The organism is Streptacidiphilus sp. P02-A3a (assembly GCF_014084105.1).
GTDB lineage: Bacteria > Actinomycetota > Actinomycetes > Streptomycetales > Streptomycetaceae > Streptacidiphilus.
In genome coordinates, this window is record NZ_CP048289.1 from 1,442,476 (window position 1) to 1,467,573 (window position 25,098).

Sequence of the window (25,098 nt, forward strand, 5' to 3'; positions counted from 1 at the left end):
ATGCCGACGTGGCGGAACGCAAGCCGGTCGAGTCCTGGCTGACGGACATGGACGGTGTCCTCGTTCACGAGGGCACGATCATTCCGGGCGCGGACGAGTTCATCACCCGCCTGCGCAACTCGGGCAAGCCCTTCCTGGTGCTCACCAACAACTCCATCTACACCCCGCGCGACCTGCACGCCAGGCTCGCCGGAATGGGCCTGGACGTGCCCGAGGAGTGCATCTGGACCTCGGCGCTGGCCACGGCCAAGTTCCTGCACGGGCAGCGTCCCCAGGGCACCGCCTACGTGATCGGCGAGGCCGGTCTGACCACGGCGCTGCACGCGATCGGCTACGTGCTCACCGACAGCAACCCGGACTACGTGGTACTGGGGGAGACCCGCACCTACAGCTTCGAGGCGCTGACCAAGGCCATCCGGCTGATCAACGCCGGTGCCCGGTTCATCTGCACCAACCCCGACGAGACCGGCCCGTCCACCGAGGGCGTGCTCCCGGCGACCGGCTCGGTGGCCGCGCTGATCACCAAGGCGACCGGGGTCGAGCCGTACTTCGTCGGCAAGCCCAACCCGCTGATGATGCGCGAGGCGCTGAACACGCTGAACGCGCACTCCGAGTCCACCGCGATGATCGGCGACCGGATGGACACCGACATCAAGTCGGGCATGGAGGCCGGTCTGGAGACCGTGCTGGTGCTGTCCGGACTGACCCAGCAGAGCGAGGTGGAGCGGTTCCCGTACCGCCCGTCGCGCGTGGTGAAGTCGGTCTACGAGCTGATCGACGAGATCTGACCGCTCGCTCCGGCTCCGCCAGTCGGCCCCGCCCTCGTGTTCGAGGGCGGGGCCTTCTGTGTGCGGGTTTCACCCGGACGGCGCTGATGGAGAGTCAGTTGAGGTATGTCGGTCGGGCAAAATCTGGTATCTCGTCATATTTTGGGCCCAAGGGTGAAGGGCCGAGACCCACCTCGGCGAGCCCGGACCGAGAGGAGCCCTGCGTGTCCAGCAGGACTGACGAGCAGACGGATCGAGCACGCGGCGGCAGCCGGGGACGCGGTACGGGGATCCGCGTGGCCTGTGCGGCGGCGGCCGTGTCCGTGCTGGTGGTCGCCGGGGGCGGCCCGGCCCTGGCAGCCGCGCCCGGATCGAGGAGCCTGCCCAAGCCCGCGCCGCAGGCCCTCCACCCGGCCGCCCCGCACGCCGCCGCCCACCCCACGCACCACGCCGCCGCCGCTCACGCCGCCGCCGCTGGCCCTGCCGCTGTCGCGGGCGCGGGGGTGGGCGCGCGGATCCGCGCGGTCGGCACCGGCGGCGACGGCGCGACGCAGGCGGACCCGGCCACCGAGGTCTCGGCGGTCGACGCGGTCGACGTGATCATGGCCGCCCCCGCCGCCAGCCGCCCCGGCGGCACCGTCGAACTGCGGACCTTCGCCGACTGCGCGGGCAGCGGCAGCGGCATCGTCACCTCGGCCGCCCTGGCCGCACCGGCCACGCTGGTGATGGCGGCCGACGGCGGCCTGTTCGCCGAGGCGTCCGTGGCCAGTGACGCCAAGCCGGGCGACTACCCGCTGGTGGAGACCTGCGCCGGGAAGACCGTGGCCTCCGGCCGACTGACGGTCCGCAGCCTCGGCGCACCGGCCGCGGGCGGCGGCTGGGGTGCCACCAGGATCGCCGACGCGGGCTCCGGCCTGGTGCCCGCGCTGGGCCTGGCTGACCTGCGCACGGCGGGCGGCGCCCCGTCCCGCGCCGACGAGTACGCCTCGCTCGGGCTGATCGCCGCCGCCAGCGTCGGCGCGGTGCTGTTCACCTACCAGCGTCGGCGCGCGGCCTGCCGTGGCTGAGCCGAGGGTCCCGGTGCGCTCGCGCCGCCGCACCCTGGGCCTGGCGTCCGGGACGCTGTCCGGCTGCCTGTGCGCGGTGGCCTTCGGCGGGGCGGCGCTCGGCCTGGCGCACTCGGTCCCGCCGCGACCGCGGGTCTCGGCCGAGGGCGCGCTGGCCGCCGCCTCCACCTCGGCTGCCTCCTCGGACGCGCTCCGCGGCACGTCCGAGCAGCAGACCGGGCCGGTGCACGCGCCGCTCGCCCGGTCCACCCCGATGCAGCTGTCGGTTCCCTCGATCGACCTCACCGCGCCGCTGCTGGGCCTCGGCATGGACAGCAGGGGCGCCCCGGAACTGCCGCCGTTCTCGCAGCCCAGGACCGCGGGGTGGCTGCGCGACTCGGTCACCCCCGGGGAGGCCGGGACCGCCGTGCTGCTCGGCCACGTGGACACCCGCACCGGACCGGCGGTGATGTGGAACCTGTCGGCGGTGCGGCCGGGCGCCCAGGTGGAGGTGTCCCGGTTGGACGGCAGCACCGCGCTGTTCACCGTGGACCGGCTGAAGGCCTATCCCAAGTCCGGATTCCCGGCCGCCCTGGTCTACGGCCCGACCCCGGACGCCGAGCTGCGGATCATCACCTGCGGCGGCGGCTTCGACCGCGCCCGGCAGGAGTACACCGGCAACGTGGTGCTGTTCGCGCACCTCAGCGGGGTGCGCTGAGAGCGGCCGGGCCGGGCGGGACGGCCTGTCAGTGGCACCCGGTAGCGTGCAGTCCAGTCGGCTCCTCCCGGGGCCGGTTCCCACTGGAGGTCGCACCCCGATGTCACTCTCACCGTCCCCGCTCGACGAGTTCACCCTGCCCGAATCCTGGCAGGGCGTGCTCGCGGGGGAGACCGAGAAGCCCTACTTCCGGCAGTTGGCCGAGTTCGTCGCCGGTGAGCGCGAGGCGAACCAGGTCTTCCCGCCGAGCGGGGAGGTGTTCTCCGCGCTGCGGGCCACGCCGTACGGGCAGGTCAAGGTGCTGCTGCTGGGTCAGGACCCGTACCACGACGACAACCAGGCGCACGGGATGTGCTTCTCGGTGAAGCGCGGCGTGCGGATCCCCCCGTCGCTGCGCAACGTGTACAAGGAGCTCCTGGCGGACCTCGGCGTGCCCGCGCCGGACCACGGCAACCTCCAGGCCTGGGCGGACCAGGGCGTGCTGCTGCTGAACGCGGTGCTCACGGTGCGCGCGCACGAGGCCAACTCGCACAAGGGCAAGGGGTGGGAGACCTTCACCGACGCGGTGATCCGCGCGGTGAACGACCAGCCCGACCCGGTGGTGTTCGTGCTGTGGGGCGGCTACGCCAAGAAGAAGCTGCCGCTGATCGACACCAGTCGGCATGTGGTCGTCCAGGGCGCGCACCCCTCGCCGCTGTCGGCCCGGCTCTTCCTCGGCAGCCGGCCGTTCTCGCAGGTCGACAAGGCGCTGGCGGACCTCGGCCGGGAGCCCATCGACTGGCGGCTGCCCGCGTAGCCGGGGCCGGGGTCGGCTCCGGCGTCCTCGGCGGTCAGCCGACGACGGCCGGGGTCGCCGCCGCCTCGGTCTCGGCGGCGGCAGCGGCGAGGGCGGCCTGGCGGGCCAGGCGCCGCTGCCGCTGCACCATCCGCGCGATCACCGCGCTGACCGCCGCCGCAGCCAGGCAGGACACCGCGAAGCTGATCCAACTGGTGTTGAAGGTGTGGGCGTTCAGATAGCCGAGGCCGACGATGTAGGTCGCCCAGACCGAGGACGACAGCGCCGACCAGCGCAGGTAGTGGCGCGGCGGCTGCTCGCTGGTGCCGGCCACCAGGTCCAGCAGACTGCGTCCGCCGGTGACGAAGCGGAACAGCAGTATCGTCCGGCCCTTCTTCGTCTCCAGCAGGTCCAGCACCTGCGCGGCGGCGGTCGCGGCACCCGGCTTGCGGTTGAGCCGCCGCTGCGCCCAGCCCGCGGCCCGGCGAGCGACCCGCAGCAGCAGCAGGTCCCCGCAGAAGGAGGCGAGGGCGACGCCGACGCCGAGCAGTATCGGTGAGGCGGCGGTCTGCGAGGTGTTGAGCGTGGCCGCGATCACCACGGTTCCGTCCGGGATGAGCGGCATGAAGGCGTCGGAGACGACCGCGGCCAGCGCGGCTATGGAGATCCAGGAGGAGTCGAACAGGGACGCAGCCGCGCTCATGGGGCTCCTTGCTGGATGTTGTTCCGACGGGTGGGCCGTTCGCCGTAAAACAACGCTAGCCGGTCCAATGATCCCACTCCCGACCGCCCTCCGGGCACCAGCCTAAGCCGACTCTTACTGACTCTGTGACCAGTCACGACGGGGCCACGGACCAGCTACGGCAAGGCCACGGCACGGCCACGGACTGGTCACGTGCCGACTGCGGCGCGCGGGTGGGGCGTAGGGGAGGGCGGGATTCCGTTGCTTTCTGTGACGTCCTGTTCACCAGCTGTCCGTAGCACCGTCGGCGGATGGTCGCCCGCCGTTTCTAAGCTCGCCCAGGTGACTGCGACAACCGCGCGTACACCGTCGGTGACGACCCCCGGAGCTCCGGGAGCCCCTGCTGCCGCGCCGCCGGTCCGGCCGGAGTCGGCGCCACCGGTCCGGCCGGAGCGCCCGCGCGGTCTGCGGGCGCTGGTCGGCCGGGCCGGGCCCGCGCCGGTCCGCCGACTCCGGGTGCAGGCGGGGTGCTCGCTGCTGCTGGTGGCCGCCCTGCTGGCAGCCGTGCTCGCCGCCTTCGGCAGCGCCCGGGCGGAGGTGCGCCAACTGGCCGCCGTCTCCGAGCCGCGCGCGGTCGCCGCCGCCGACCTGGACCAGGCCCTGGCCGACCTGGACGCCCAGCACGCGAACCAACTGGTCGTCGGATATCCGGCGACGCCGCCCCCGCCGGGACAGGAACCGGTGCTGGTCGACGACGGGATCCTCGCCGAGATAACCGCGCAGCGGGACCGCGGCCGGGTCAGCGCCGACCTCGCCGCGCTGTCGGCCGCCGGGGCCGCGGACGCGGGGCCGGTGCAGTCGCTGCTGGACGGCCTCTCCCTCTACGACGGCATGAGCGGCACGGAGCAGTCCTCCACCACCGGCCAGCTGAACCCGGTGGTGGGACGTCCGCCCGCCCTCGCCCTCGACTACTACGACCTCGCCGAGGACCAGTTGCAGCAGAACCTGCTGCCGCGGGTGCGGGAGCTGCTGACGGTCTCCGAGCAGCAGGTCGCCCAGGGCAGGGCCGCGGCGCAGCGGGACACCCGGATCGGGGCGCTGCTGGTGGGGCTGCTGGCGCTGGCGGCGCTGGGGCTGCTGGTCCGGTGGCAGCTGGACCTGCTGCGGCGGCACCGGCGGGTGTTCAATCCGCCGCTGCTGCTGGTCAGCGCCGTGGTGCTGGCGGTGGCGCTGACCTCGGTGCTGGCGCTGCTCGGGGCCTCCGGCGACGTCGGCGCGGCGGTCGGCGACGGCTACACGCCGTACGCGGCGACGGCGCAGGCGCAGGTGAACGCGGCGGACGCGGAGGCATCCGAGAGCCGGTGGCTGGTCGACGACGCGTACCGGCCGCTGCTCCAGCAGCAGTACACCGGGCTGATGCGGACCCTGGGCGCGCCCGACGCCCCGGACGCCGGAGTGGCGGCGGTGATCCGGACCAGGAGCGCCTACCTGGCGGCGGACTCCCAGCTGCGCGCCCTGGCCGGGGCGGGAGCGCTGGACCAGGCCTCGGTACAGCTCACCGGGGTCACCCGCGGTGAGGTGGCCTTCGCCTACTACGACTTCAGTACCCAGCTGAGCCGACTGGCGGGCGAGCAGCTGGCGGTGGCGAACGACCGCTTCGGGGCGGCGGTGGGCGACTTGGCGGGGTGGACGGTGCTGCCCTCGGTGCTGCTGGCCGCCGCGCTGCTGCTGGTCGCGGTCGGGGTGCGGCCGCGACTGGCGGAGTTCAGCTGAGCTCCGGGAGCCGCTCCGGCTCCGCCGCGCGCCCGTCAGTTGCGTGTCCGGCGGCCCTTGGGGACTGAAGCCGGCCAGCCTTCCAGGATCGCATAGGAGCTGATCCTGTTCGACTGTCGTCACCAAGTGTTTGTCCATTTGTCATAGACACGCTATCTACGCGCGTTTCACTCGTTCTCGGAAGAGCCCGACCGAGGTGCGGAGTTGGCGGATGGCGCAGTACAGCGAAATTCTCGCGCGGGCGGGTCGGACCTCGGCCCGTGCCCGCCGGGTCAAGCGGGCCCGGGAGAGTCCCATGGGCTGGCTCTACTCGGCGCCGGCGCTGCTGGTCTTCGCGGTCTTTGTGATCGGCCCGACCGGCTACACGATCTACATCAGCACCTTCAAGTGGAACGTGCTGAACACCGCGATGTCCAAGTACATCGGCTTCGCCAACTACCAGGCGCTGTTCGGCTCCACCGCCCCGACCTTCCTGAGCAGCGTCTGGCGCTCGCTGTACTTCAGCGGCGCGATGGTGATCGGCGGGACCGCGCTCGGGCTGGCCGTCGCGCTGCTGCTGCAACGCGGCGGCAAACTGCTGAACGCCGCCCGGGTCGCGGTCTTCGCGCCCTACATCACGCCGGTGGTCGCCACCTCGGTGGCCTGGGTGTGGATCTTCAATCCCCAGTTCGGCCTCGCCAACAGCCTGCTGCGGGCACTGCACCTGCCGGTCGAGCAGTGGTTGCAGTCCTCCACCTGGGCCATGCCCTCGGTGATCATCTTCAGCCTGTGGCACGACCTCGGCTTCACCGTGGTGCTGTTCCTCGGCGGACTGTCCGTGCTCTCCACCGAGCAGAGCGAGGCCGCCCGGGTGGACGGGGCCGGAGCCTGGCAGGAGTTCTGGTACATCACCTGGCCGCAACTGCGCCCGGTCACCACCTTCGTGGTGGTGATCACCAGCATCACCTCGCTCCAGGCGTTCACCCAGTTCTACCAAATGGGCTCCGGCGGCCCCGACTACGCCACCACGACGCTCAGCTACCTGCTCTACCAGGAGGCGTTCGTCTTCTTCCACACCGGCTACGGGGCGGCGCTGGCGGTGGTCCTGTTCGCGATCACCGTCATGTTCACCCTGCTTCGCCGCCGGACCGGCAGCGAGATCGCCAACCTCGGCTGAGCGCCCGCCCCCCGCACTCTCCGTTCGCACGCCCCGTCTGTCCGTCCCACCCTCACCACGGCTCCGCCGCTCACCGCCGGTGGACCGGCATCCCGTCTACCCAAGGGGTCACCCCGTCATGTCCCGTACCCGCAGCAGCGTCGCCCTGCTCGCCGCCGCCACCGCACTGGCCACCCTGGCCGGCTGTTCCTCCTCCAGCAGCGGCTCCACCTCCTCCGCCGGTGCCGCGAGCGGCGGCAAGGCCACCATCAGCTTCATGTCGATCATGGACAGCGGCACCCAGAAGTCCACGCTGGTCGCGCTGACCAACGCCTTCGAGAAGGCCAACCCGGACATCACCGTCAACCTGGAGTACCAGACCAGCTACGGCAACCTGCTGGCCAAGGAGACCGCCGGGGTCTCCGCCCACAACGCGCCCACCCTCGGCCAGGTGATGGAGAGCTGGGCCGCCACCTTCGCCAACAGCGACGCGATCCTGCCGGTCAGCCAGTACGCGGGCAGCGGCAGCCCGGCCGGTCTCGCCGCCTTCTACACCGGTGTCCAGAACGACCTCAAGCTGCCCGACGGCAAGCTCTGGATGTGGCCGTTCAACAAGAGCGTCCAGGTCATCTACTACAACCAGGACATGCTGAAGGCGAAGGGCCTGACCGCGCCCACCACCTGGGACCAGTTCGCCACCGATGCCAAGGCCGTCTCCGGCAAGGGCGTCACCGCGATCAGTGTCGACCCGGGCTCCAACTCCTCGCCCGGTGGCGGCCAGACCATGTTCGCCGCGCTCGCCGCCGCCTACGGCACGCCGGACATCGCCGCCGACGGCACCCCGCAGCTCAACAGCCCGGCCGCGATCAAGGCCCTCACCTTCATGCAGACCCTCAAGAACGAGGGCGCGCTCGCCGTCGGTACCAACTACCCGGGAGAGACCGCCCTCGGTGCGCAGAAGGGCGTGTTCGACCTGAGCAGCGCGGCCGGCTACTACTACGAGAACCTGGCTGTGGGCAGCAAGTTCACCCTGGGCACCGAGGTACTGCCGACCGGTCCCTCCGGCGCTCCGACCAACGTCATGTCCGGTACCAACGTGGCGATGTTCGCCGGGGCCTCCGCCGCGCAGCAGGCGGCGGGCTGGAAGTACATGCAGTTCCTGGCCTCCGCCGCGAGCCAGGCCGAGTGGTCCGAGCAGACCGGCTACCTTCCGGTCACCTCGGCCGCGCTGCCGCTGATGAGCTCGTTCATCGCCAAGAACCCCTACATGACCACCGCTGTCGCGGCGCTTGAGTACGCGGTGCCGCAGCCCGCCTACTCCTGGGTCGAGCAGGCCGAGGGCGAGGAGGTCGTGGCGATCCAGGCGGCCCTGGAGAAGGGGACCGACCCGACGACCGCGCTGAACACCGCCCAGAAGGCGGCCCTCGCGGACAAGCAGGCCGACCAGTGACCTTCGCGGCACCTGGCGCCCGCACGGGCGACCGGTCCGAGGTGCGCGGCCGGGGCCCCCTCCGGCGGCGCGCCTCGGCGCGGGCCGGGCAACCCGAGCGGACCGGGGCCGGGCTGCCGGTCGGCGCCTCACGGACCGGCACCGCCGTCAGCCGCACGGTCGCCGTCCTGGTCGCGCTGGTCTTCCTCCTGCCCTTCTACTACGTCGTCGTGACCTCGTTGAACTCATCGAGTGCCACCGCCTCCCTCTCCGGAATCCTGCTGCCGCACTGGCACTGGAACAACTACGCCCGGGCATGGGACGCGCAGCCCTGGGCCCGGTTCTTCCTGAACACGGTGCTGGTCGGCTCGGCCACCACCGCGCTGGTGCTGATCACCTCGCTGCTCGCCGGGTTCGCCTTCGGCGTCATGCGCTTCCGGGGCCGGAACGCGCTGTTCCTGCTGGTGCTGTCGGTGCTGATGGTCCCCACCACGGTGCTGCTGATCCCGGACTACGTGATCGCGACCGACATCAACTGGCTGAACACCTACTGGATCCAGATCATCCCGTTCGGCGCCAGCGTCTTCGGGATCTTCCTGGTCCGGCAGTTCTTCCTGGGGCTGCCCACCGAGCTGTTCGACGCCGCCGAGATGGACGGCGCGGGACGGCTGCGGATGCTCTGGTACATCGGCGTGCCGATGGTCCGGCCCGCGCTGCTGATCATCGGTCTCAACACCTTCATGGCCAGCTGGAACTCCTTCCTCTGGCCGCTGATCATGACCACCAGCCCCAGCGTCCAGCCGATCGAGGTCGGCGTCTCCAGCTTCGCCGGAGCCGACGGCACCGACTTCACCGCCATGTGCGCGGCGGTCACCTTCACCACCATCCCGGTGCTGGTGCTCTTCCTGGCCCTGCAACGGCAGTTCATCACCGGCGCGATGGCCGCCACCGGGGGCGTCCGTGGCTGAGCGAGCGACACCAGGCCCGCAGCGGGTGCTGGTGACCGACTTCGACGGCACGCTCTACCGGGGGGACGCGCCGGTCCACCACTACGCCCGGCGGGCCGCGCACCGGCTGCCCGCCGGGACGGGACGCGCCCTGCTCGACGGGCTCGACCGCTACCTGGAACAGGGCGCGTCGGTGCTGCCGGAGGCCGTCGACGGCTGGGAGGCCGTCGCGGTGCTCGCCCTGCGCCACGGCCTGGACGAGGCCGCGCTCGGTGAGGCCTTCACCGAGACCCGCGCCTACATGGCGGGACCCGGCTGCGCCCTTGAGGTACCGGTCGGGTACGCCGAACTGCTCGCCGAACTGCGCGCCGAGGGGGTGCGGGTGGTGCTCGCCACCAACAGCCCGGCCGAGGGCCTCGACGCCCTGCTCCGGCGGCTGGACGTGCTGCCGCTGGTGGACGACGTCGTCGCCGGCACCGGGAAGCCCACCGGGCTGGCCCGGTTGCTGCGCCGCGAGCTGGGCCAGCCGCAGGACACCGCCCCGGACGCCGTCACCGGCGGCGCGCGGCTGCTCGTCATCGGCGACCACTGGCGCAACGACATCGCACCGGGGCTGCGGATCGGCGCGACCGGTGCCTACATCGACCGCTTCGGCCGAGCCGACGGACCCGCGCACGGGACCGCTCCGCTGGTCGAGGACCTGCTGGAAACCGTACGGAACTGGGCTGATGCCCGGTCGACCGCTGACAGGAATTGAGGATCCATGGTCGCCATCGAATTCTGGGGTGGCCTCGGCGTCATCGGCGGGAGCAAGATCATGATCGAGGACGGCGGCCACCGCGTGCTGCTGGACATCGGTCTGGACATCCCCAGCGGCCGGGACCCCTTCCGGCTGCCGGTCCGACTGCGGCCCGGTCGTGAACTCGCCGACCGGCTGCGGATGAACGCCGCCCCACGCATCCCGGGCCTGTTCGACCCGGAGGCGCTGCTGGACCTGGCCCCTCGGGGCGGTCCAGCGGCCCGGCGGCTCGCCGAGCTCGCCGAACCCGCCGGTGAGACCGCGGTGTTCGTCAGCCACCCGCACATCGACCATGTGGGCCTGGCCGGTTTCCTGCGCCAGGACGTCGCGGTGCACGCCCACACCGACGCGGTGGACCTGCTGGCGGCGCTCAGCGCCACCGGGCAGGGGCTGACCCACGGTGACCCCGCCTGGCGGCGACTCGCCGACGGGCAGCGCACCCGGGTCGGGCCGATGGAGGTCGAGTGCGTCGCGGTGGACCACGACGTCCCCGGCGCCTCCGGCTACCTGGTCCGCACCTCGGCCGGGACCCTGGCCTTCACCGGGGACATCCGCTTCCACGGCCACCGCCCGGAACGCGCCTGGGAGTTCGTCGACCGTGCCGCCGGGTGCGAGGTACTGGCCACCGAGGGCACCACCCTGGGCTGGGACATGCGCGACGGCGTCCGCGACGAGGGCGACGTCCAGCGGGACTTCACCGCGATCCTGGAGGCCACCCCCGGGCTGGTGCTGCTCTCGCTGTATCCGCGTGACCTCGACCGGGTGCGGGCGTTCCTCGGCATCGCCGCCGCCGCCGGACGACGCGTCGTCTGGCCCGGCCCGACCGCCGCGTTCCTGCGGCTGCTCGGCGTCCCGGACGTACTCGCGGCCGACGAGGTGCCAGGGCAGGACATCCACGCCGCCCCGGCCGAGTACGTCGTCCTGCCCGACCCCGACAACCTGCCCTCGCTGCTGGACCTGCCGGTCGGCGACGGCTGCCCCGACAGTGTCTTCGTGCACGCCAACGGCGAGCCGCTGGGCCCCTTCGAGCCACGTTGGGAGCCCTTCACCGACTGGCTGTCGGCGCTCGGCATCCGACTGCGGCAGATCGGCTGCTCCGGCCACGCGAGCCAGGACCATCTGCACACGATGCTGGAACGGATGCGCCCACGCACCGTCTTTCCGATCCATACCACTGCTCCTTCCCGCTTGCATCCGCCCACCGGCACCAGCCGGGTGGTCGCCCAGTACGCCACCCGCTACGACTTCGCGGGCGGAGCCCACTAGCGCGGTCGTCGTCCGGGTCTCATCTCGCACCGCCTCGCCCGCCGTCAGGAACTCGGTAGGGCGGGGCGGTCGGCCGCCAAGGTTCCGTCAACGCCGCAGGTGGGCGCGGATCGCCGAGGCCAGCATGAGCAGCATTCCGACGCGGAGGAGCGCAGCTCATGGACAGGCTGACGGGGACACGGACAGGGACAGCGGCCGAGCCCTGGAGAGCGGCGGGCGCGGAGGACGAGCCCCCCGAACCCGGCGCCGACTCTGATGCCGAGCCCGGCGCCAGACCCGGCGCCGAGCCGCCGCTCGCCCGGAGCGAGGGAAGGGACCGGCTGACCGCCCTCGGCGGGCTCGCCGCGCTCTCCCTCGACGCCATGGCCTCGGTGGCGTACGGGCCGGAGGCGATCGTGGTGGTCCTCGCCGCGGCCGGAGCCCACGGTCTGGGCTTCACCCTGCCGGTGACCATCGCCATCGCCGTCCTGCTCGGGGTGCTCACCCTGTCGTACCGACAGGTCATCGCCGCGTTCCCGGACGGCGGCGGATCCTACGCCGTCGCCAGGACCCACCTCGGCCGCCGTACCGCACTGGTGGCCGCCGCCTCCCTGGTCATCGACTACGTGCTCAACGTCGCGGTCTCGGTCACCGCCGGTGTGGCCGCGCTCACCTCGGCCTTCCCCGGTCTCTACGGCGACCGGGTATGGCTCTGCCTGGCGGTGCTGGCCCTGGTCACCGCCATCAACCTGCGCGGCATCGCGGAGTCCGCCCGCGCGTTCATGGTCCCCACCGCGATCTTCGTCATCTCGATCCTCACCGTGGTCGTCGTCGGACTGTTCCGGCACGCGCCCGTCGGCCTCCTGGCCGCCGGGCACCCCTCCGAACTCGCCTCCAACGCGAGCTCGGTGGGTGTCCTGCTGCTGCTCCGGGCGTTCGCCTCCGGTTGCTCGGCGCTCACCGGCGTCGAGGCGATCGCCAATGCCGTCCCCTCCTTCCGTGAACCCCGCGTCAAGCGGGCCCAGCACACCGAGATCGCCCTCGGCGGGCTGCTCGGCTTGATGCTGATCGGTCTGGCCGTGCTCATCGGCCGGTTCCACCTCCAGCCCGTCGCGGGCGTGACTGTCCTCGCGCAGCTCACCGATGCCGCCCTCGGCCACGGAATCGGCTTCTACGTCGTCCAGTTCGCCACGATGGTGCTGCTGGCGCTGGCCGCGAACACCTCCTTCGGCGGGCTGCCCGTACTGCTGCGCCTCCTGGCCCGGGACAACCACCTGCCGCATGTCTTCGCTCTCCGCGCGGACCACCAGGTCTACCGACACGGTGTACTGGCCCTGGCGCTGGCCTCCGCCGCACTGCTCGTCGGCTCGGGCGGGAACGTGAACAGCCTGGTCCCGCTGTTCGCGATCGGTGTCTTCGTCGGCTTCACCATCTGCCAGGTCGGGATGGTCCGGCACTGGTACCTGAACCGGGCGCCCGGCTGGCGGGGCAAAGCAGCTCTCAATGGATTCGGCGCCCTGCTCACCGCGGCAGCCACTGCCGTCGAGACCCTCACCAAATTCACCGAGGGCGCCTGGATCATCTGTATCACGCTGCCGCTACTGGTCCTGCTCTTCGCCCGGATACATCACTCGTACGAGCGAATCGGGGAGCAGCTTGAACTCGGCCGCATCCCCAGCGCGCCGGTCCGCACCCACTCCCTGGTCGTCGTCCCCGTCGGCGGGATGTCCCGGCTCACCCACGAGGCGGTCTCCACCGCGGTGACCCTCGGCGACGAGGTGGTCGCGGTGACCGTGGTCCCGGTCGGCGGTGACGAGGAGGACCGCGCCGCCGCCGAGTCCCTGCGGGCGGACTGGGAGACCTGGCACCCCGGCGTCCCCCTGGTCGAACTGCCCGCCGAGCACCGCGAGCTCGGCCGACCGCTGGTGCGCTTCCTGCGGGAGCTGTCCGCCGCGCACGCCTACGACCGGGTCACCGTGCTGATCTCCGAGGTCGAACCGGCGCACTGGTGGACCTGGCCGCTGCACAACCAGCGCGGCGCGCTGATCGCCCGGGCGGTCCGCCGCGGCAGCGACGCCGCGGTGTGCCGCCTGCGGTTGCGGTTGCGACCGTAGCGGCCCGGCCGCTCCCGGCGGCCGTAACGCCGCCGCAGGTCAAGATTGCGTAAGCAGCGACCCGATGGGTGTCAGGAAAGCGTTAACGCCGCTGCTCATCAGGTGTGCCATGCGGTTGCCTACAGAAGAGCTCCGACCTTGTCAATAACCGCAGCGGAAGGAAACGCCGCAGGTGTCGCACCAGTACGACAATCCCGCGTACTACGTGCGCGCCGGGAGCGGCCGGGGCCGCCTGAAGGTGCTGCTCGGCGCGGCCCCCGGAGTCGGCAAGACCTACCGGATGCTGGACGAGGCCCGGCGCCGGAGGGAACGCGGCGCCGACGTCGTCGTCGCGTACGTCGAGTGCCACTCCCGGCGGCACACCGAGAACCTGCTCGAAGGCCTGGAGGTGCTGCCCCGGCTGCACCGCAGCTACCGGGGCTCGGAGTTCACCGAGATGGACACCGAGGCGGTGATCGCCCGCCGCCCCCAGGTCGCCCTGGTCGACGAACTCGCCCACACCAACGTCCCCGGTGGACGCCACGACAAGCGCTGGCAGGACGTCCAGGACCTGCTCGACGCCGGTATCGACGTGCTCACCACGGTCAACGTCCAGCACCTGGAGTCGCTGAACGACGTCGTCCAGACGATCACCGGGGTTCCGCAGCGCGAGACCGTGCCCGACGAGGTGGTCCGCCGGGCCAACCAGATCGAGCTCGTCGACATGGCCCCGGAAGGCCTGCGCCGCCGCATGGCGCACGGCAACGTCTACACCGCCGAGACGGTCGACGCCGCGCTCTCCAACTACTTCCGGGTCGGGAACCTCACCGCACTGCGCGAACTGGCGCTGCTCTGGCTCGCCGGGCGGGTCGACGAGGGGCTGCAGACCTACCGCGCGGAGCACGGCATCAGCCGGGTCTGGGAGACCCGCGAACGCGTCGTGGTGGCCCTCACCGGCGGACCCGAGGGGGAGACCCTGATCCGCCGTGCCGCCCGGATCGCCGACCGATCGGCGGGCGGCGAGCTGCTGGCGGTGCACGTCGCCCGCAGCGACGGCCTGGCCGACGCCAGCCCGGCCGCCCTGGCCGCGCAGCGCCACCTGGTCGAGACCCTGGGCGGCAGCGCGCACTCCGTCGTCGGCGACGACATCCCGCGCGCGCTGCTCGACTTCGCCCGCGCCGAGAACGCCACCCAGCTGGTGCTCGGCACCAGCAGGCGCGGACGGCTGCTGCGCTCGCTCACCGGCCGCGGCATCGGCGAGACCACGGTGGAGCTGTCCGGGGACATCGACGTCCACATGGTCACCCATGAGCGCTCCGGCGGCGGGCGCCGGCTACCGGTGCCCGGGCGGATCCGCTCGCGGCGGTGGCGCTTCGCCGGGCCGGTCGCCGGGCTGTTCGCGCCGGTGTTCCTGACCGGGCTGCTCACGCAGCTGCGTGCGTCCGTCAACACCACCAGCGACATTCTGTTGTTCCTGCTCGCGGTCGTCGGCACCGCCTGCCTCGGCGGGGTCGTGTCCGCGCTGGTCGCCTCGCTCACCGCCTCCCTGCTGCTGAACTACTACTTCATCCCGCCGGTCCACCGCTTCACCATCTCCGACCCCAACAACGTGCTGGCGCTGTGCGTGTTCGCCGTGGTCGCGATCATCGTGGCCAGCATCGTCGACCGGGCCACCCGGCTCGCCAGCCGCGCCGCCCGGGCCACCGCCGAGGCGGAGACGCTGTCCGCGGTCGCGGGCAGCGTGCTGCGCGGCGACCAGGCCGTGCCGGCGCTGCTCGCGCGGCTGCGCGAGACCTTCGGCATGGTCAGCGTGACGCTGCGGCGCAACGGCGAGGTGGTGGCGGTCGCGGAACAGCTGCCGGAACCCCCGGCGGCGGCGAGTCCCGCTCCGGTTCCGGCCGCGGTTCCGGTTCCTGTTCCTGTTCCGGGTTCGGGTTCGGGTTCGGATGACATCGTGGCACCCGCCACTGACAACGCCGCCGACGTCCCGGGCGACGCCGTCGAGGAGATCCAGGTCGGCCTCGACTCCGTGCTGCTGCTGCGCGGGCGGAGCCTGCCCGCCGCCGACCGGCGGGTGCTGTCCGCCTTCGCCGCCCACGTCGCGGTCGCCCTGGAGCGCACCCGGCTGGCCGAGGCCGCCGCCGAGATCGAGCCGGTCAAGGCCGCCGACCGGCTCCGTACCGCGCTGCTCGCCGCCGTCAGCCACGACCTGCGCACCCCGCTCTCGGTCGCCCTCGCCTCGGTCTCCTCACTGCGCAGCGAGGACGTCGAGTTCAGTGCGGAGGACCAGCGGGAGCTGCTGGCCACCGCGGAGGAGGCCCTGGAGAAGCTCACCCGGCTGGTGGAGAACCTGCTGGACATGAGCCGCCTCCAGGCCGGGGCGCTCACCCTGGACCTCCAGCCCACCGCGCTGGACGAGGTCTACTCGACGGCCCTCGACTCGCTCTCCGGGATCGGCGTGGAGCCGGTCTCCGCCCGGGGTCTGGACGCCGCGCCGCCGGTCCTGGCCGACCCGCCGCTGCTGGAGCGGGTGCTGGCGAACCTCATCGCCAACGGCATCCGGCACACCCCGGCGGGCACGCCGGTGCTGCTCACCGCGAGTGCCCACGGCGACCGGGTGGAGCTGCGGGTCATCGACCGGGGCGAGGGGCTGCCGCCGGAGGACCGGGACCGGATCTTCCAGCCGTTCCAGCGTCTCGGCGACACCGACAACGGCACCGGCGTGGGGCTAGGACTGGCGCTCTCGCGCGGCCTGGCCGAGGCCATGGGCGGCACGCTCGACCCCGAGGACACCCCCGGCGGCGGTCTGACCATGGTCCTCTCGCTGCCCGCCGCTCCGCTGGAGCCGGCTCCCCAGGCCCAGCCTCCGATCACTGGCGAGCACGTCCTGAGCGGCAGTCCCCGCGCCGGACAGGGCCTCGCCCACGACCACGCGACCGCACCGGAAGGAACTGTCCGTTGACCCGCGTCCTGGTCGTCGACGACGAACCGCAGATGCTCCGCGCCCTGCGGATCAACCTCAAGGCCCGCCACTACCTGGTCGCGACCGCGGCCGACGGCAACGCCGCGCTCCGGCTGGCCGCCCGGACGCCGCCGGAGGCGGTGATCCTGGACCTCGGTCTGCCCGACCTCGACGGGGTGGACGTGATCCACGCGCTGCGGATCTGGAGCAAGGTCCCGATCATCGTGCTCTCCGGCCGCTCCGGCGCGGCCGAGAAGGTCGCCGCCCTGGACGCCGGTGCCGACGACTACGTCACCAAGCCGTTCTCCATGAACGAACTGCTGGCGCGGCTGCGCGCGGTGCTGCGGCGGCCCTCGCCGGAGGAGTCGCCGCTGGCCGCCGACATCGGCGCGTACACCGTCGACGTGGTCAACTGCACCGTCCGGCTGCGGCCGGACCAGCCGGGGGCGCTGGGCGGGGCCGCCCTTCGGTCGGAGGAGCCGCGGCTGACACCGACCGAATGGCGGGTACTGGCGCTGCTGCTGGGGCACCCCGGACGGCTGGTGACAGGGCGGCAGATCCTGGACGAGGTCTGGGGGCCCGGCCACGAGTCCAAGACCAACTACCTCCGGGTCTATCTGGCCGGGCTGCGCCGCAAGCTGGAGCCCGACCCGGCCCATCCGCGCCACCTGCTCACCGAACCGGGGATGGGCTACCGCTACCAGCCGTGAGCCGACCGGGCGGCGGCGCCCACGCGGTGGGCCGCCGCCCGGCCGGAACTAGCGGCGGTACTCGGCGAGCCGGGGACGGGCGCCGAGCAGGCAGAGCACGACGATCGCGAGGCTGCCCCCGGCGAGCAGCGGCAGCCGGTCCGACAGCTCGTCGGAGCCGTCGTGGGCGGCGCTCGCGTAGGCGCTGTCGTTGATGCCGATGAGCTTTGTCAGTGCCGCGTCGTAGAGTGCGAAATCGGCGTTGGAGCCGCCTGGGGCGAGGCTGGTGTTGTAGGAGACTGCCGCACCCAGCTGCCCGGAGTCGACGAGCGTGCGCAGGTGGCGGTCGTCGAGTTGGTACTTCTGGTAGGCCAGCAGAGTGGATTCCGCAGCGGCACGTTCACCCGGGAAGGTGATGTTGTGGAACTCGCTCCCGAGGAAGCCGCCGAAGTCGATATGAGTGTGATCGGCCTGGTAGTCGGCGACGGCGGACTTCAACGGGGCGTCGTAGTCGAAGACAGAGGTGGCGGAGCCGAGGTCGGCCAACTGCTGCGAGTCGTCGAAGAAGGACTGCTGGTACTGCTCCCGGCGGTCCTGGTCGAGGACGTAGCGGCTTTCGTCGGCGTTGGCGTCGTAGGAGACGGCGCGGGCGCGGTCGAGGGCCACCACTGAGTCGAAGGCGTCGCGGCGGGCGGTGTGCAGCGCCGTGCGCTCGTCAGGGAAGAGCGTGCAGGCGAGTCCGAGCAGGACCACGGTGAGCAGGGTGGCGGCGGCCATCGGCGGATTGACGACCCGGCGGTAGCGGCTCAGCAGCCACACCTGCGCCCCGAGAAGGGAGAGCAGCAGCAGGCCGCCGAGGACGGCGGTCCACAGTTCGGCGTCCGACAGGTCGGACCGGCGGGCGTTGTAGGCGTTGTCGAAGGCCGCGTTGTCGGCCTGTAGCAGCTGGTTGGCGGCGGGCAGCAGCGCGCTCTGCATCAGGTCGGTGGCCTGGCGGTACTCGGCGAGCGCGCCGGGGTCGGGGTGCCCGGATCCGGCCTTGGCATGGTCGTTGAGCTCCATGGCCCGGGCGGCCAGGTCGTCGTAGCTGCCCATGTCGTCGAGGACGTTGGCCAGGGCCTGCTGCACGGCCGTGTCACCGGCGGCGCTGAGCGTCGCCGACTGGAGCGCGCGGTCGGCGCTGACCCGGTCGGCGGTGTAGGCCTTGAGGGCGGTGGCTCGGTTGTCGGCGAGGGCCGGGTCCGCGCCGTCGACCAGGATGTTCGCGGTCTGGGCGTCCTGGTCGGTGAGCGACTGGTAGAGCGCGCCGGCGTCGATGACCTGCGGCGCCTGGCTGCCGGTGACGGTCGTCCAGGTGGACTGGGCGCCGCTGTCGGCGCTCCAGCAGAGCAGGCCGAAGGCGGCGGTGAGGACCAACAGGCCCGCGAGCAGTCCGCGCAGTCGGGAGGGGGTGTTCGAGAAGCGGGCCCAGCGGGGCAGTCGAAGCGGCGAACGCGGCCGGTGCGGGTGCTGTGGTGATCCGTGCTGCCCACCTCCGGCCGGGGATGGGAGTGGGCCCCCGCTCTCCCCCTCGGCGTTGCCGCCCTCGCCGCCCTCTTCACCCTGCTGGGCGCCGCCCTGCGGGGCAGCCGTGGCTGCCTCCGATACGACCCCGCCGACCACTGACATCGTCCCCCTACCACCCTCCTGCCGACCGGTTCCGCTGTGGACCGGCCGCACGCGCGCGGGCGGCACGGCGTGCCCCCCGGCCAGCAACTGTGCGCCTGGCCGGGACGGACGCCGGTGATCTTGACGGCCTCCTGACGCCCTGTCGGTTGATCTTGACGGAGCGTTGACGTCCGCTTCGGGTTGGATTCCCGGCCCGGACGTCGCCTGCGGTCCGGCGGTCGCCGGGCGGTGGCGGGGCGGCCGTCAGGGAGTCGTCAGCGCGACGCCAAGGTCGCGTACGGACTGCGCCGGAACGCTTCGGCGCCGGTGCCGCCGCTCGTAGATTCCAGGCGAGCGGTGGAGAACCGGAGCGGAGAGGGAGTGGCGTCGGTGGCTGAGTTGCCGGGCCGGGTGGTGGTGGGGGTCAGCGGATCGCTGGGCAGTCTCGCTGCCCTGCGCCGCGCGGTGGACGAGGCCAGGCGGTCCCAGCGGCTGCTGCTGCCGCTGCTCGCGTGGACCCCGCCCGGCGGCGAGGGGAGCTACCGGCGGGCGCCCTGCCCGCAGTTGGCGAAGGTCTGGGAGGACACCGCGGTCGAGCGGCTGCTCACCGCGTTCGAGGAGGGCCTGGGCGGGCGGCCCACCGACCTGCCAGTACAGCCGATGGTGGTCAGGGCGGAAGCGGGCTATGCGCTCTGCGACGTCGCCGACCGCCCGGCCGACCTGCTGGTGGTCGGCACGGGTCGGCGAGGGGCGCTGACCCGGCTGGCCCATGCCGGGGTGAGCCGCTATGTGCTGGCGCACGCCGTCTGCCCGGTGCTGGCGGTGCCGCCGCCGCGGCTGCCGCACGGCGCGGCCCGGGCACTGCGCCGGCTGGACCCGGCGGACTTCGGCGGCCGGGCGCAGGCCCTGGCCGGTCCGGTGGAGGGCCGGGGCGGCAGGCTGCCGGCGGTGGGGCGGGACCGGCGTCCGGCGCCGGAGTCCGAGCGGCGCCGGGGGTCAGACGCGGGCTGACCCGGCCAGCGGCCTGGCGAGCGGCCTGGCGAGGGGCCTGGCCAGGGGGCGTGCGGCGGCCTGCGGACGGGCCTGCGGGCGTGCTTCCGGACGGGCCTCGGGACGGGCCTCCGGCTCGGTCAGGGGCCCGGTCAGCGGCCTGGCGGTGCGGGCCCGCTGGTAGAGGTAGTCCACCACCGGCACCGTGCCGGGCACACCGCCGTTCGCCAGGAACGGCGAGGTCCGGTAGCGGCCGCCGACGATCACGCTCGGCATCTCGTGCACGTCGTACTGCTCGCGCAGTGCCGGAGCGGCCTGGGTCTCCTGGTTGACCTCGGGCGAGTCGTAGGCCGCGCGGAAGGCGTCCGCGTCCAGTCCCTGCTCGGCGGCCCAGTCGGCGGCGGCGTCCACGGTCGTGAGGTCGCGCTGCTCGTCGCGGACCGCGTGGAAGACCGGGATGGCCAGCTGCTGGGCCACGCCGAGCCGGTCGAGGGTGTAGTAGAGCCGCGCGTACGCCAGCATGACCGGCGTGTCGGACCAGGCGGCGGGGATGCGCAGGACGTGCACCGGCGGGCTCTGCCGCGCCGCCCAGTCGTCCAGCGGCGTCTCCAGCTGGTACGAGTGCTTGCAGTTGTACCAGAAGACCTCGACCACCTGGTCCCTGGGCGCCTGCGCCACGGGGTGTGCCAGCTGGACGTAGTCGGTGCCCTCGCGGGGCGCCGGGGAGGCGAGCCCGGGCGGCGCCTGGAACGCGAGGACGGTGGTGGCGAGGCTGAGCGCCGCGCACATACGGAGCAGTGACTGCTTGAACGGCTTCTGGCTCATGGGGGCACCCTTCCAACAACCGGCGGAGGGAGCCCCTGGGACACGGCGGCGGGCCCGAGTATTCGCCCGCCCGGAGGACAAGCACCGGGCGGGGGCGAGGGCGGGCCGCCCGTCAGCCGCCGGTGCTGCTGCTGGAGGCGGGCGGCGCGATGATGGTGTGGATGCCCCAGTCGAAGTACATGACTCCGGAGATGACCAGGCCGATGATGCCGAGCCCGAGCGCGGCCCAGGCGACGGCGCGGGCCCAGCCCGGCATCGGCCGCGCGGCCAGGAAGTATCCGCCGATCAGCACGCCGAGGCCGATGACGACGGCGCCGATGGCGAAGAAGCCGTTGATCATCGCCACCCGGTGCCAGGGCGTGGCGTACTCGGCGGAGATCACCTGGGCGCTGGACTTGCCGCTGGACGCGATGCTGCCGATCAGCTGCTGCCGCTCGTAGACGACGTTGCTGACCCAGGTACCGGTGATCGAGGCCAGGCCGAGGGCGCCGGCGGCGATGGCGAAGGCTCCGCCGACCACGCCCTTGGAGGTCTCGCCCTGGGTCAGGGCATCGAGCTCGTCGTCGGTGAGGTCGGCCGGGTCCTTGTCCTCGGGGCTGAGCTGCTCGTGCGGACGCGGGGTCCAGACCGGCGCGGCGGGCTTGAAGCCCTCTTCGGTCTTGGTCAGAGCCGTGGTGGCGGAGCCGGTGGCGGCCGCGGCGGCGGCGAGTGCGACCGTGGGGTCGGCGACGGCGGGGTCGGCGGCTATACCGGCCCGGGGGTCGACCGGCTGTGAGTTGTCTGCGGGGTCTGTGGTGGACATGCGCCGCACCCTAGCTGTGGATTGTGAGATCCGGATGAAACTTCCTGAGATCCGCTTTGACGCGTATCCCCAGTTCTGCGGCCATGTGCCAGGTCGACGGGCCAATCCTCCTGTTCAGCTCTGCCATGGAATCGCGCCAGGTGTTGTACGGAACCGACTGCCTGCTTCTGGGGGTCGGGCTCGTAGGGTCGAAGGGTGAGCTGATCCGCTTTCCCAGCGGCGTTCCGGTTCGGGTCTGACCTGGGTAGACATGGAGTGCTGAAGAAGATGACCGATCTGCGTGAGGCACCCGAGGCAGTCGACGGCTTCGACGCGGCCCGATCGCCGCTGACCGGCACCGACAGCCGGGGGCGGGTGGCGGAGCTGCGGGCCATCCAGGAGTCGGCGCTGGCCGGGCCCAGTGAGCAGGCCACCGAGGCACAGCACGCCAAGGGGAAGCTGACGGCCCGGGAGCGGATCGCGCTGCTGCTGGACGACGGCTCCTTCAACGAGGTGGAGCCGCTGCGCCGGCACCGGGCGACCGGGTTCGGCCTGGAGGCGAAGAAGCCCTACTCGGACGGTGTGATCACCGGCTGGGGCGCGGTCCACGGGCGCACGGTGTTCGTGTACGCGCACGACTTCCGGATCTTCGGTGGCGCGCTGGGCGAGGCCCACGCGCAGAAGATCCACAAGATCATGGATATGGCGATCTCCGCCGGTGCGCCGCTGATCTCGTTGAACGACGGCGCCGGGGCCCGGATCCAGGAGGGTGTGACCGCGCTCGCCGGGTACGGCGGGATCTTCCAGCGCAACACCCGCGCCTCCGGTGTGATCCCGCAGATCAGCGTGATGCTCGGCCCGTGCGCGGGCGGCGCGGCCTACAGCCCGGCGCTGACCGACTTCGTGTTCATGGTCCGTGAGACCTCGCAGATGTTCATCACCGGTCCGGACGTGGTGCAGGCGGTGACCGGCGAGAAGATCTCGCAGAACGGCCTCGGCGGCGCGGACGTGCACTCCGAGGTGTCCGGGGTCTCCCACTTCGCGTACGACGACGAGCGCACCTGCCTGGAGGAGGTTCGCTTCCTGCTGTCGATGCTGCCGCAGAACAACCGGGAGACCGCCCCGATCGAGCCGACCGAGGACCCGGTGGAGCGCCGCTGCGAGGCGCTGCTGGACCTGGTTCCGGCGGACGGCAACCGGCCGTACGACATGCGCAAGGTGATCGAGGAGATCGCCGACGACGGCCAGTTCATGGAGATCCACGAGCGCTGGGCGACCAACGTGATCGTGGCGCTGACCCGGCTGGACGGGCAGGTCGTGGGCATCGTCGCGAACCAGCCGCAGTCACTGGCCGGGGTGCTCGACATCCACGCCTCGGAGAAGGCGGCGCGCTTCGTGCAGATGTGCGACGCGTTCAACATCCCGCTGATCACGCTGCTGGACGTGCCCGGCTTCCTGCCCGGTGTGGACCAGGAGCACGGCGGCATCATCCGCCACGGCGCGAAGCTGCTGTACGCGTACTGCAACGCGACGGTGCCGCGGATCTCGCTGGTGCTGCGCAAGGCGTACGGCGGCGCCTACATCGTGATGGACTCGCGCAGCGTGGGGACCGACCTGGCGTACGCCTGGCCGACCAACGAGATCGCGGTGATGGGCGCCGAGGGCGCGGCCAACGTGATCTTCCGGCGGCAGATCAACGCCGCCGAGGACCCCGAGGCGATGCGGGTGCAGATGGTCAAGCAGTACAAGGACGAGCTGATGCACCCGTACTACGCCGCCGAGCGCGGTCTGGTGGACGACGTCATCGACCCGGCCGCCACCCGCACCGTGCTGATCCGCGCGCTGCACATGCTCCGCACCAAGCACGCCGACCTGCCCGCCCGCAAGCACGGCAACCCGCCGCAGTAACACCAGCGGCACCGAGACCGACCCGTCCGTCCGCCCCCGTCCGTCCGCAAACCCGAGGAGTACGCAGTGGCCACCGCAGTCGCACCCGACGTGAAGCCGATTTCCGCAGACCCTGTGGTCCGCGTGGTCAAGGGCAAGCTCGCCGATGAGGAACTGGCCGCGCTGACGGCCGTGCTGCTGGCCCGCGCCGCCGGGACCCCGGGCCACGGCGCCAAGCTGGGCACCGGCCGGACGCAGGCCCGCTGGCAGCGGCCGGAGCGCCGCCCGGACTACCGCTCGCCGGTGAGCTGGCACAGCTGACCGCGGCGGCGGGCAGACGCGGTACGGCGCGGTGACACCCGGTGGGTGTCACCGCGCCGCTGTCTCCCGGGGTCGCCGGGCGATCACCGGTCAACCGGTGCGCTGAACAGGCTCAGCAGGGGCCGTCGTTGGTCCAGACGCCCGCGACGCCACCGGGGGTGTCGTTCTGGGTCCACCACTTGGCGGTCCACTTGTCACCGTTGTAGCTCACCACCGCGCCGCCGGTGTACGCCGTGGCCGAGCTCCAGGCCGCGGCGGCGCAGCTGCCGCTGGTGGGGGTCGACGTCGGGGTGGTCGTCGGGGTCGACGTCGGCGTGCCGGTGGGGGTGGACGTCGGGGTCGAGGTCGGGGTGGACGTCGGCGTCGAGCTGGGGGTGCTGCTCGGCGTCGAGGTGGGGCTGCTCACCGGCGGGGTGGCCCCGGCGAACAGCACGCTGTACTTGGTGAAGTCCCACGGCTGCTGCGCCACGCTGCTGCAGGTGCCGGAGGTCTGGCCGTTGTTGTCGACCGGGGTGCACGGCTGGTCGCGGTTGACCGACCAGTTGGTGTAGCGGGCCAGGCCGACGCTGGTGGCGAAGTTCAGCACGGTCTGGAAGTCCGACTGGTAGAAGTACTCACCGGTGTCGGAGCGGCCGTTCATCATCGAGATGCCCTCGTGGGCGTACGCCTGGGCGGAGGTCCAGCCGAAGGTGTTCATCAGGATGGTGTTGAACGCCTGGAGCGCGGAGATCTGCGAGGCGGCGCCGTTGAAGCCACCGTCGAAGGGCATGATCGAGAAGTTGTTGGGGGTGAAGCCGTCGGCCTTCGCCTGGTCGAGCATCTGGGTCCCGAACCAGCCGGTTCCGGCGGTGGTGCCCGGGGTGGTCACCGAGACGTACAGGCCCGGGTTGGTCTGCTGCAGGATCTGCGCGGCGCCGATCTCGTTGGCGACGGCGGTGGCGTTCTCGTACTCCGGCTCTTCGAGGTCGAAGTCGATGGCGTGCAGCCCGTACGCCGTGATGACCTGCTGGTACGCGGCGGCGGTGGCGGCGGGGGTGCCGCAGGCCTGGCCGAGCTTGGTGCCGTTGTAGCCGCCGATGGAGACCGAGACGTCGCCCCCGGCCGCCCGGATGGCCGAGATCATCGGGCCCACGGTGGTGTCCGTGGACACCGGGTTGGTGCCGTCCCAGGTCGGGGTACAGCCACCGCTGTTGGGGGCCAGGATGAAGGCCAGCTGGAACGCCTTGATACCGGTCGCGGCCATCACCGCGGTCGGGTTGGGCGGGTTGTTCTGCAGCGGCATCAGATAGGGCGCGGCGGCGTACCAGTTGCTACTCAGGGCGGTGGTGGACGTCGCCGCCCCGGTGGTGGACGCCTGGGCACTGCCGTCGGCCACCACCGCCAGACCGGTGGCGACCAGCCCGGCTGCGGCGAGCGCGGCCAGGACGCGTGGGGCTCTGAAGCGGAACACGTCGGAACTCCTCGTGGGGGAGAGGAAAGCTGCATGGTGCGTACGGGGCCCACGATGGAGGAGGTGTCAGCCGGGCGTCAATAGAATGGACTAGACCTAGGACTAGACCAATTTTGGTTGAACCTCCCTTAAGGAGG

At 72.2% G+C, this 25,098-nt stretch carries 21 protein-coding genes; 16 read left to right on the forward strand and 5 right to left on the reverse strand.

Annotated elements, in window-relative coordinates; translation table 11 throughout:
• Positions 1-8: 8 nt before the first annotated feature.
• The 4 genes from GXP74_RS06590 (at position 9) to ung (ending at position 3,327) form a co-directional block, all read left to right on the forward strand.
• Complete coding sequence (locus GXP74_RS06590) at positions 9-788, forward strand: HAD-IIA family hydrolase (protein WP_182450462.1); 780 nt, start codon at positions 9-11, stop codon at positions 786-788.
• A gap of 203 nt (positions 789-991) precedes the next feature.
• Positions 992-1,834 (forward strand): hypothetical protein, encoded by an 843-nt coding sequence (locus GXP74_RS06595; RefSeq protein ID WP_182450463.1) that lies wholly within the window; start codon positions 992-994, stop codon positions 1,832-1,834.
• A complete protein-coding gene (locus GXP74_RS06600) occupies positions 1,827-2,531 on the forward strand; it encodes a class F sortase (protein ID WP_182450464.1) in 705 nt (234 codons plus the stop codon). The genes GXP74_RS06595 and GXP74_RS06600 overlap by 8 nt, the downstream gene beginning before the upstream one ends.
• 100 nt (positions 2,532-2,631) lie before the next feature.
• Positions 2,632-3,327 carry a uracil-DNA glycosylase gene (ung, locus tag GXP74_RS06605; protein ID WP_182450465.1) on the forward strand — a complete coding sequence of 232 codons (696 nt, stop codon included), beginning with the start codon at positions 2,632-2,634 and terminating at the stop codon, positions 3,325-3,327.
• Between the two features lie 34 nt (positions 3,328-3,361).
• Here ung and GXP74_RS06610 read toward each other — a convergent pair whose 3' ends face one another.
• Positions 3,362-4,009, reverse strand: a complete 648-nt coding sequence (locus GXP74_RS06610; RefSeq protein WP_182450466.1) for a DedA family protein — start codon at positions 4,007-4,009, stop codon at positions 3,362-3,364.
• Positions 4,010-4,330: 321 nt separating this feature from the next.
• On the opposite strand from GXP74_RS06610, the gene GXP74_RS06615 reads away from it, so the two are divergent.
• The 9 genes from GXP74_RS06615 (at position 4,331) to GXP74_RS06655 (ending at position 17,081) form a co-directional block, all read left to right on the forward strand.
• The gene (locus tag GXP74_RS06615) at positions 4,331-5,761 is read left to right on the forward strand and encodes a hypothetical protein (RefSeq protein ID WP_225447757.1); all 1,431 of its coding nucleotides are present in this window, start codon (positions 4,331-4,333) and stop codon (positions 5,759-5,761) included.
• Positions 5,762-5,972: 211 nt separating this feature from the next.
• Entirely contained in the window at positions 5,973-6,917 is a 945-nt protein-coding gene (locus GXP74_RS06620; protein WP_182450468.1) for a carbohydrate ABC transporter permease, read from the forward strand.
• A 118-nt stretch (positions 6,918-7,035) separates the two neighbouring features.
• Entirely contained in the window at positions 7,036-8,346 is a 1,311-nt protein-coding gene (locus GXP74_RS06625) for an extracellular solute-binding protein (RefSeq protein ID WP_182450469.1), read from the forward strand.
• Entirely contained in the window at positions 8,343-9,293 is a 951-nt protein-coding gene (locus GXP74_RS06630) for a carbohydrate ABC transporter permease (RefSeq protein ID WP_225447758.1), read from the forward strand. The genes GXP74_RS06625 and GXP74_RS06630 overlap by 4 nt, the downstream gene beginning before the upstream one ends.
• Positions 9,286-10,029: an HAD family hydrolase gene (locus tag GXP74_RS06635; RefSeq protein WP_182450470.1), complete on the forward strand. Its 744-nt coding sequence runs from the start codon at positions 9,286-9,288 to the stop codon at positions 10,027-10,029. The genes GXP74_RS06630 and GXP74_RS06635 overlap by 8 nt, the downstream gene beginning before the upstream one ends.
• Before the next feature lie 6 nt (positions 10,030-10,035).
• Entirely contained in the window at positions 10,036-11,337 is a 1,302-nt protein-coding gene (locus GXP74_RS06640) for an MBL fold metallo-hydrolase (protein WP_182450471.1), read from the forward strand.
• Between the two features lie 158 nt (positions 11,338-11,495).
• A complete protein-coding gene (locus tag GXP74_RS06645) occupies positions 11,496-13,430 on the forward strand; it encodes an APC family permease (protein ID WP_182450472.1) in 1,935 nt (644 codons plus the stop codon).
• Between the two features lie 172 nt (positions 13,431-13,602).
• Entirely contained in the window at positions 13,603-16,371 is a 2,769-nt protein-coding gene (locus GXP74_RS06650; RefSeq protein ID WP_225447759.1) for a sensor histidine kinase KdpD, read from the forward strand.
• Positions 16,368-17,081: a response regulator gene (locus GXP74_RS06655; RefSeq protein WP_182450473.1), complete on the forward strand. Its 714-nt coding sequence runs from the start codon at positions 16,368-16,370 to the stop codon at positions 17,079-17,081. Before GXP74_RS06650 ends, GXP74_RS06655 begins: the two co-directional genes overlap by 4 nt.
• 48 nt (positions 17,082-17,129) lie before the next feature.
• Here the strand turns inward: GXP74_RS06655 and GXP74_RS06660 are convergent, their stop codons facing one another.
• Positions 17,130-18,728 (reverse strand): hypothetical protein, encoded by a 1,599-nt coding sequence (locus GXP74_RS06660; RefSeq protein WP_182450474.1) that lies wholly within the window; start codon positions 18,726-18,728, stop codon positions 17,130-17,132.
• A gap of 369 nt (positions 18,729-19,097) precedes the next feature.
• Between GXP74_RS06660 and GXP74_RS06665 the strand changes: the two genes are divergently transcribed.
• A complete protein-coding gene (locus GXP74_RS06665; RefSeq protein WP_225447760.1) occupies positions 19,098-19,718 on the forward strand; it encodes a universal stress protein in 621 nt (206 codons plus the stop codon).
• On the opposite strand, the gene GXP74_RS06670 is transcribed toward GXP74_RS06665, so the two are convergent.
• Together GXP74_RS06670 and GXP74_RS06675 are read right to left on the reverse strand one after the other, a co-directional pair.
• Positions 19,704-20,522, reverse strand: coding sequence for a thiol:disulfide interchange protein DsbA/DsbL (locus GXP74_RS06670; protein WP_182450475.1), 819 nt, complete (start codon positions 20,520-20,522; stop codon positions 19,704-19,706). The genes GXP74_RS06665 and GXP74_RS06670 overlap by 15 nt on opposite strands.
• 112 nt (positions 20,523-20,634) lie before the next feature.
• A complete protein-coding gene (locus tag GXP74_RS06675; RefSeq protein WP_182450476.1) occupies positions 20,635-21,324 on the reverse strand; it encodes a hypothetical protein in 690 nt (229 codons plus the stop codon).
• Positions 21,325-21,591: 267 nt separating this feature from the next.
• Between GXP74_RS06675 and GXP74_RS06680 the strand changes: the two genes are divergently transcribed.
• Positions 21,592-23,211 carry an acyl-CoA carboxylase subunit beta gene (locus tag GXP74_RS06680; protein ID WP_182450477.1) on the forward strand — a complete coding sequence of 540 codons (1,620 nt, stop codon included), beginning with the start codon at positions 21,592-21,594 and terminating at the stop codon, positions 23,209-23,211.
• Between the two features lie 90 nt (positions 23,212-23,301).
• Positions 23,302-23,511: an acyl-CoA carboxylase epsilon subunit gene (locus GXP74_RS06685; protein WP_182456211.1), complete on the forward strand. Its 210-nt coding sequence runs from the start codon at positions 23,302-23,304 to the stop codon at positions 23,509-23,511.
• A gap of 112 nt (positions 23,512-23,623) precedes the next feature.
• Here the strand turns inward: GXP74_RS06685 and GXP74_RS06690 are convergent, their stop codons facing one another.
• Positions 23,624-24,961: a chitinase gene (locus GXP74_RS06690; protein WP_370468383.1), complete on the reverse strand. Its 1,338-nt coding sequence runs from the start codon at positions 24,959-24,961 to the stop codon at positions 23,624-23,626.
• Positions 24,962-25,098 lie beyond the last annotated feature (137 nt).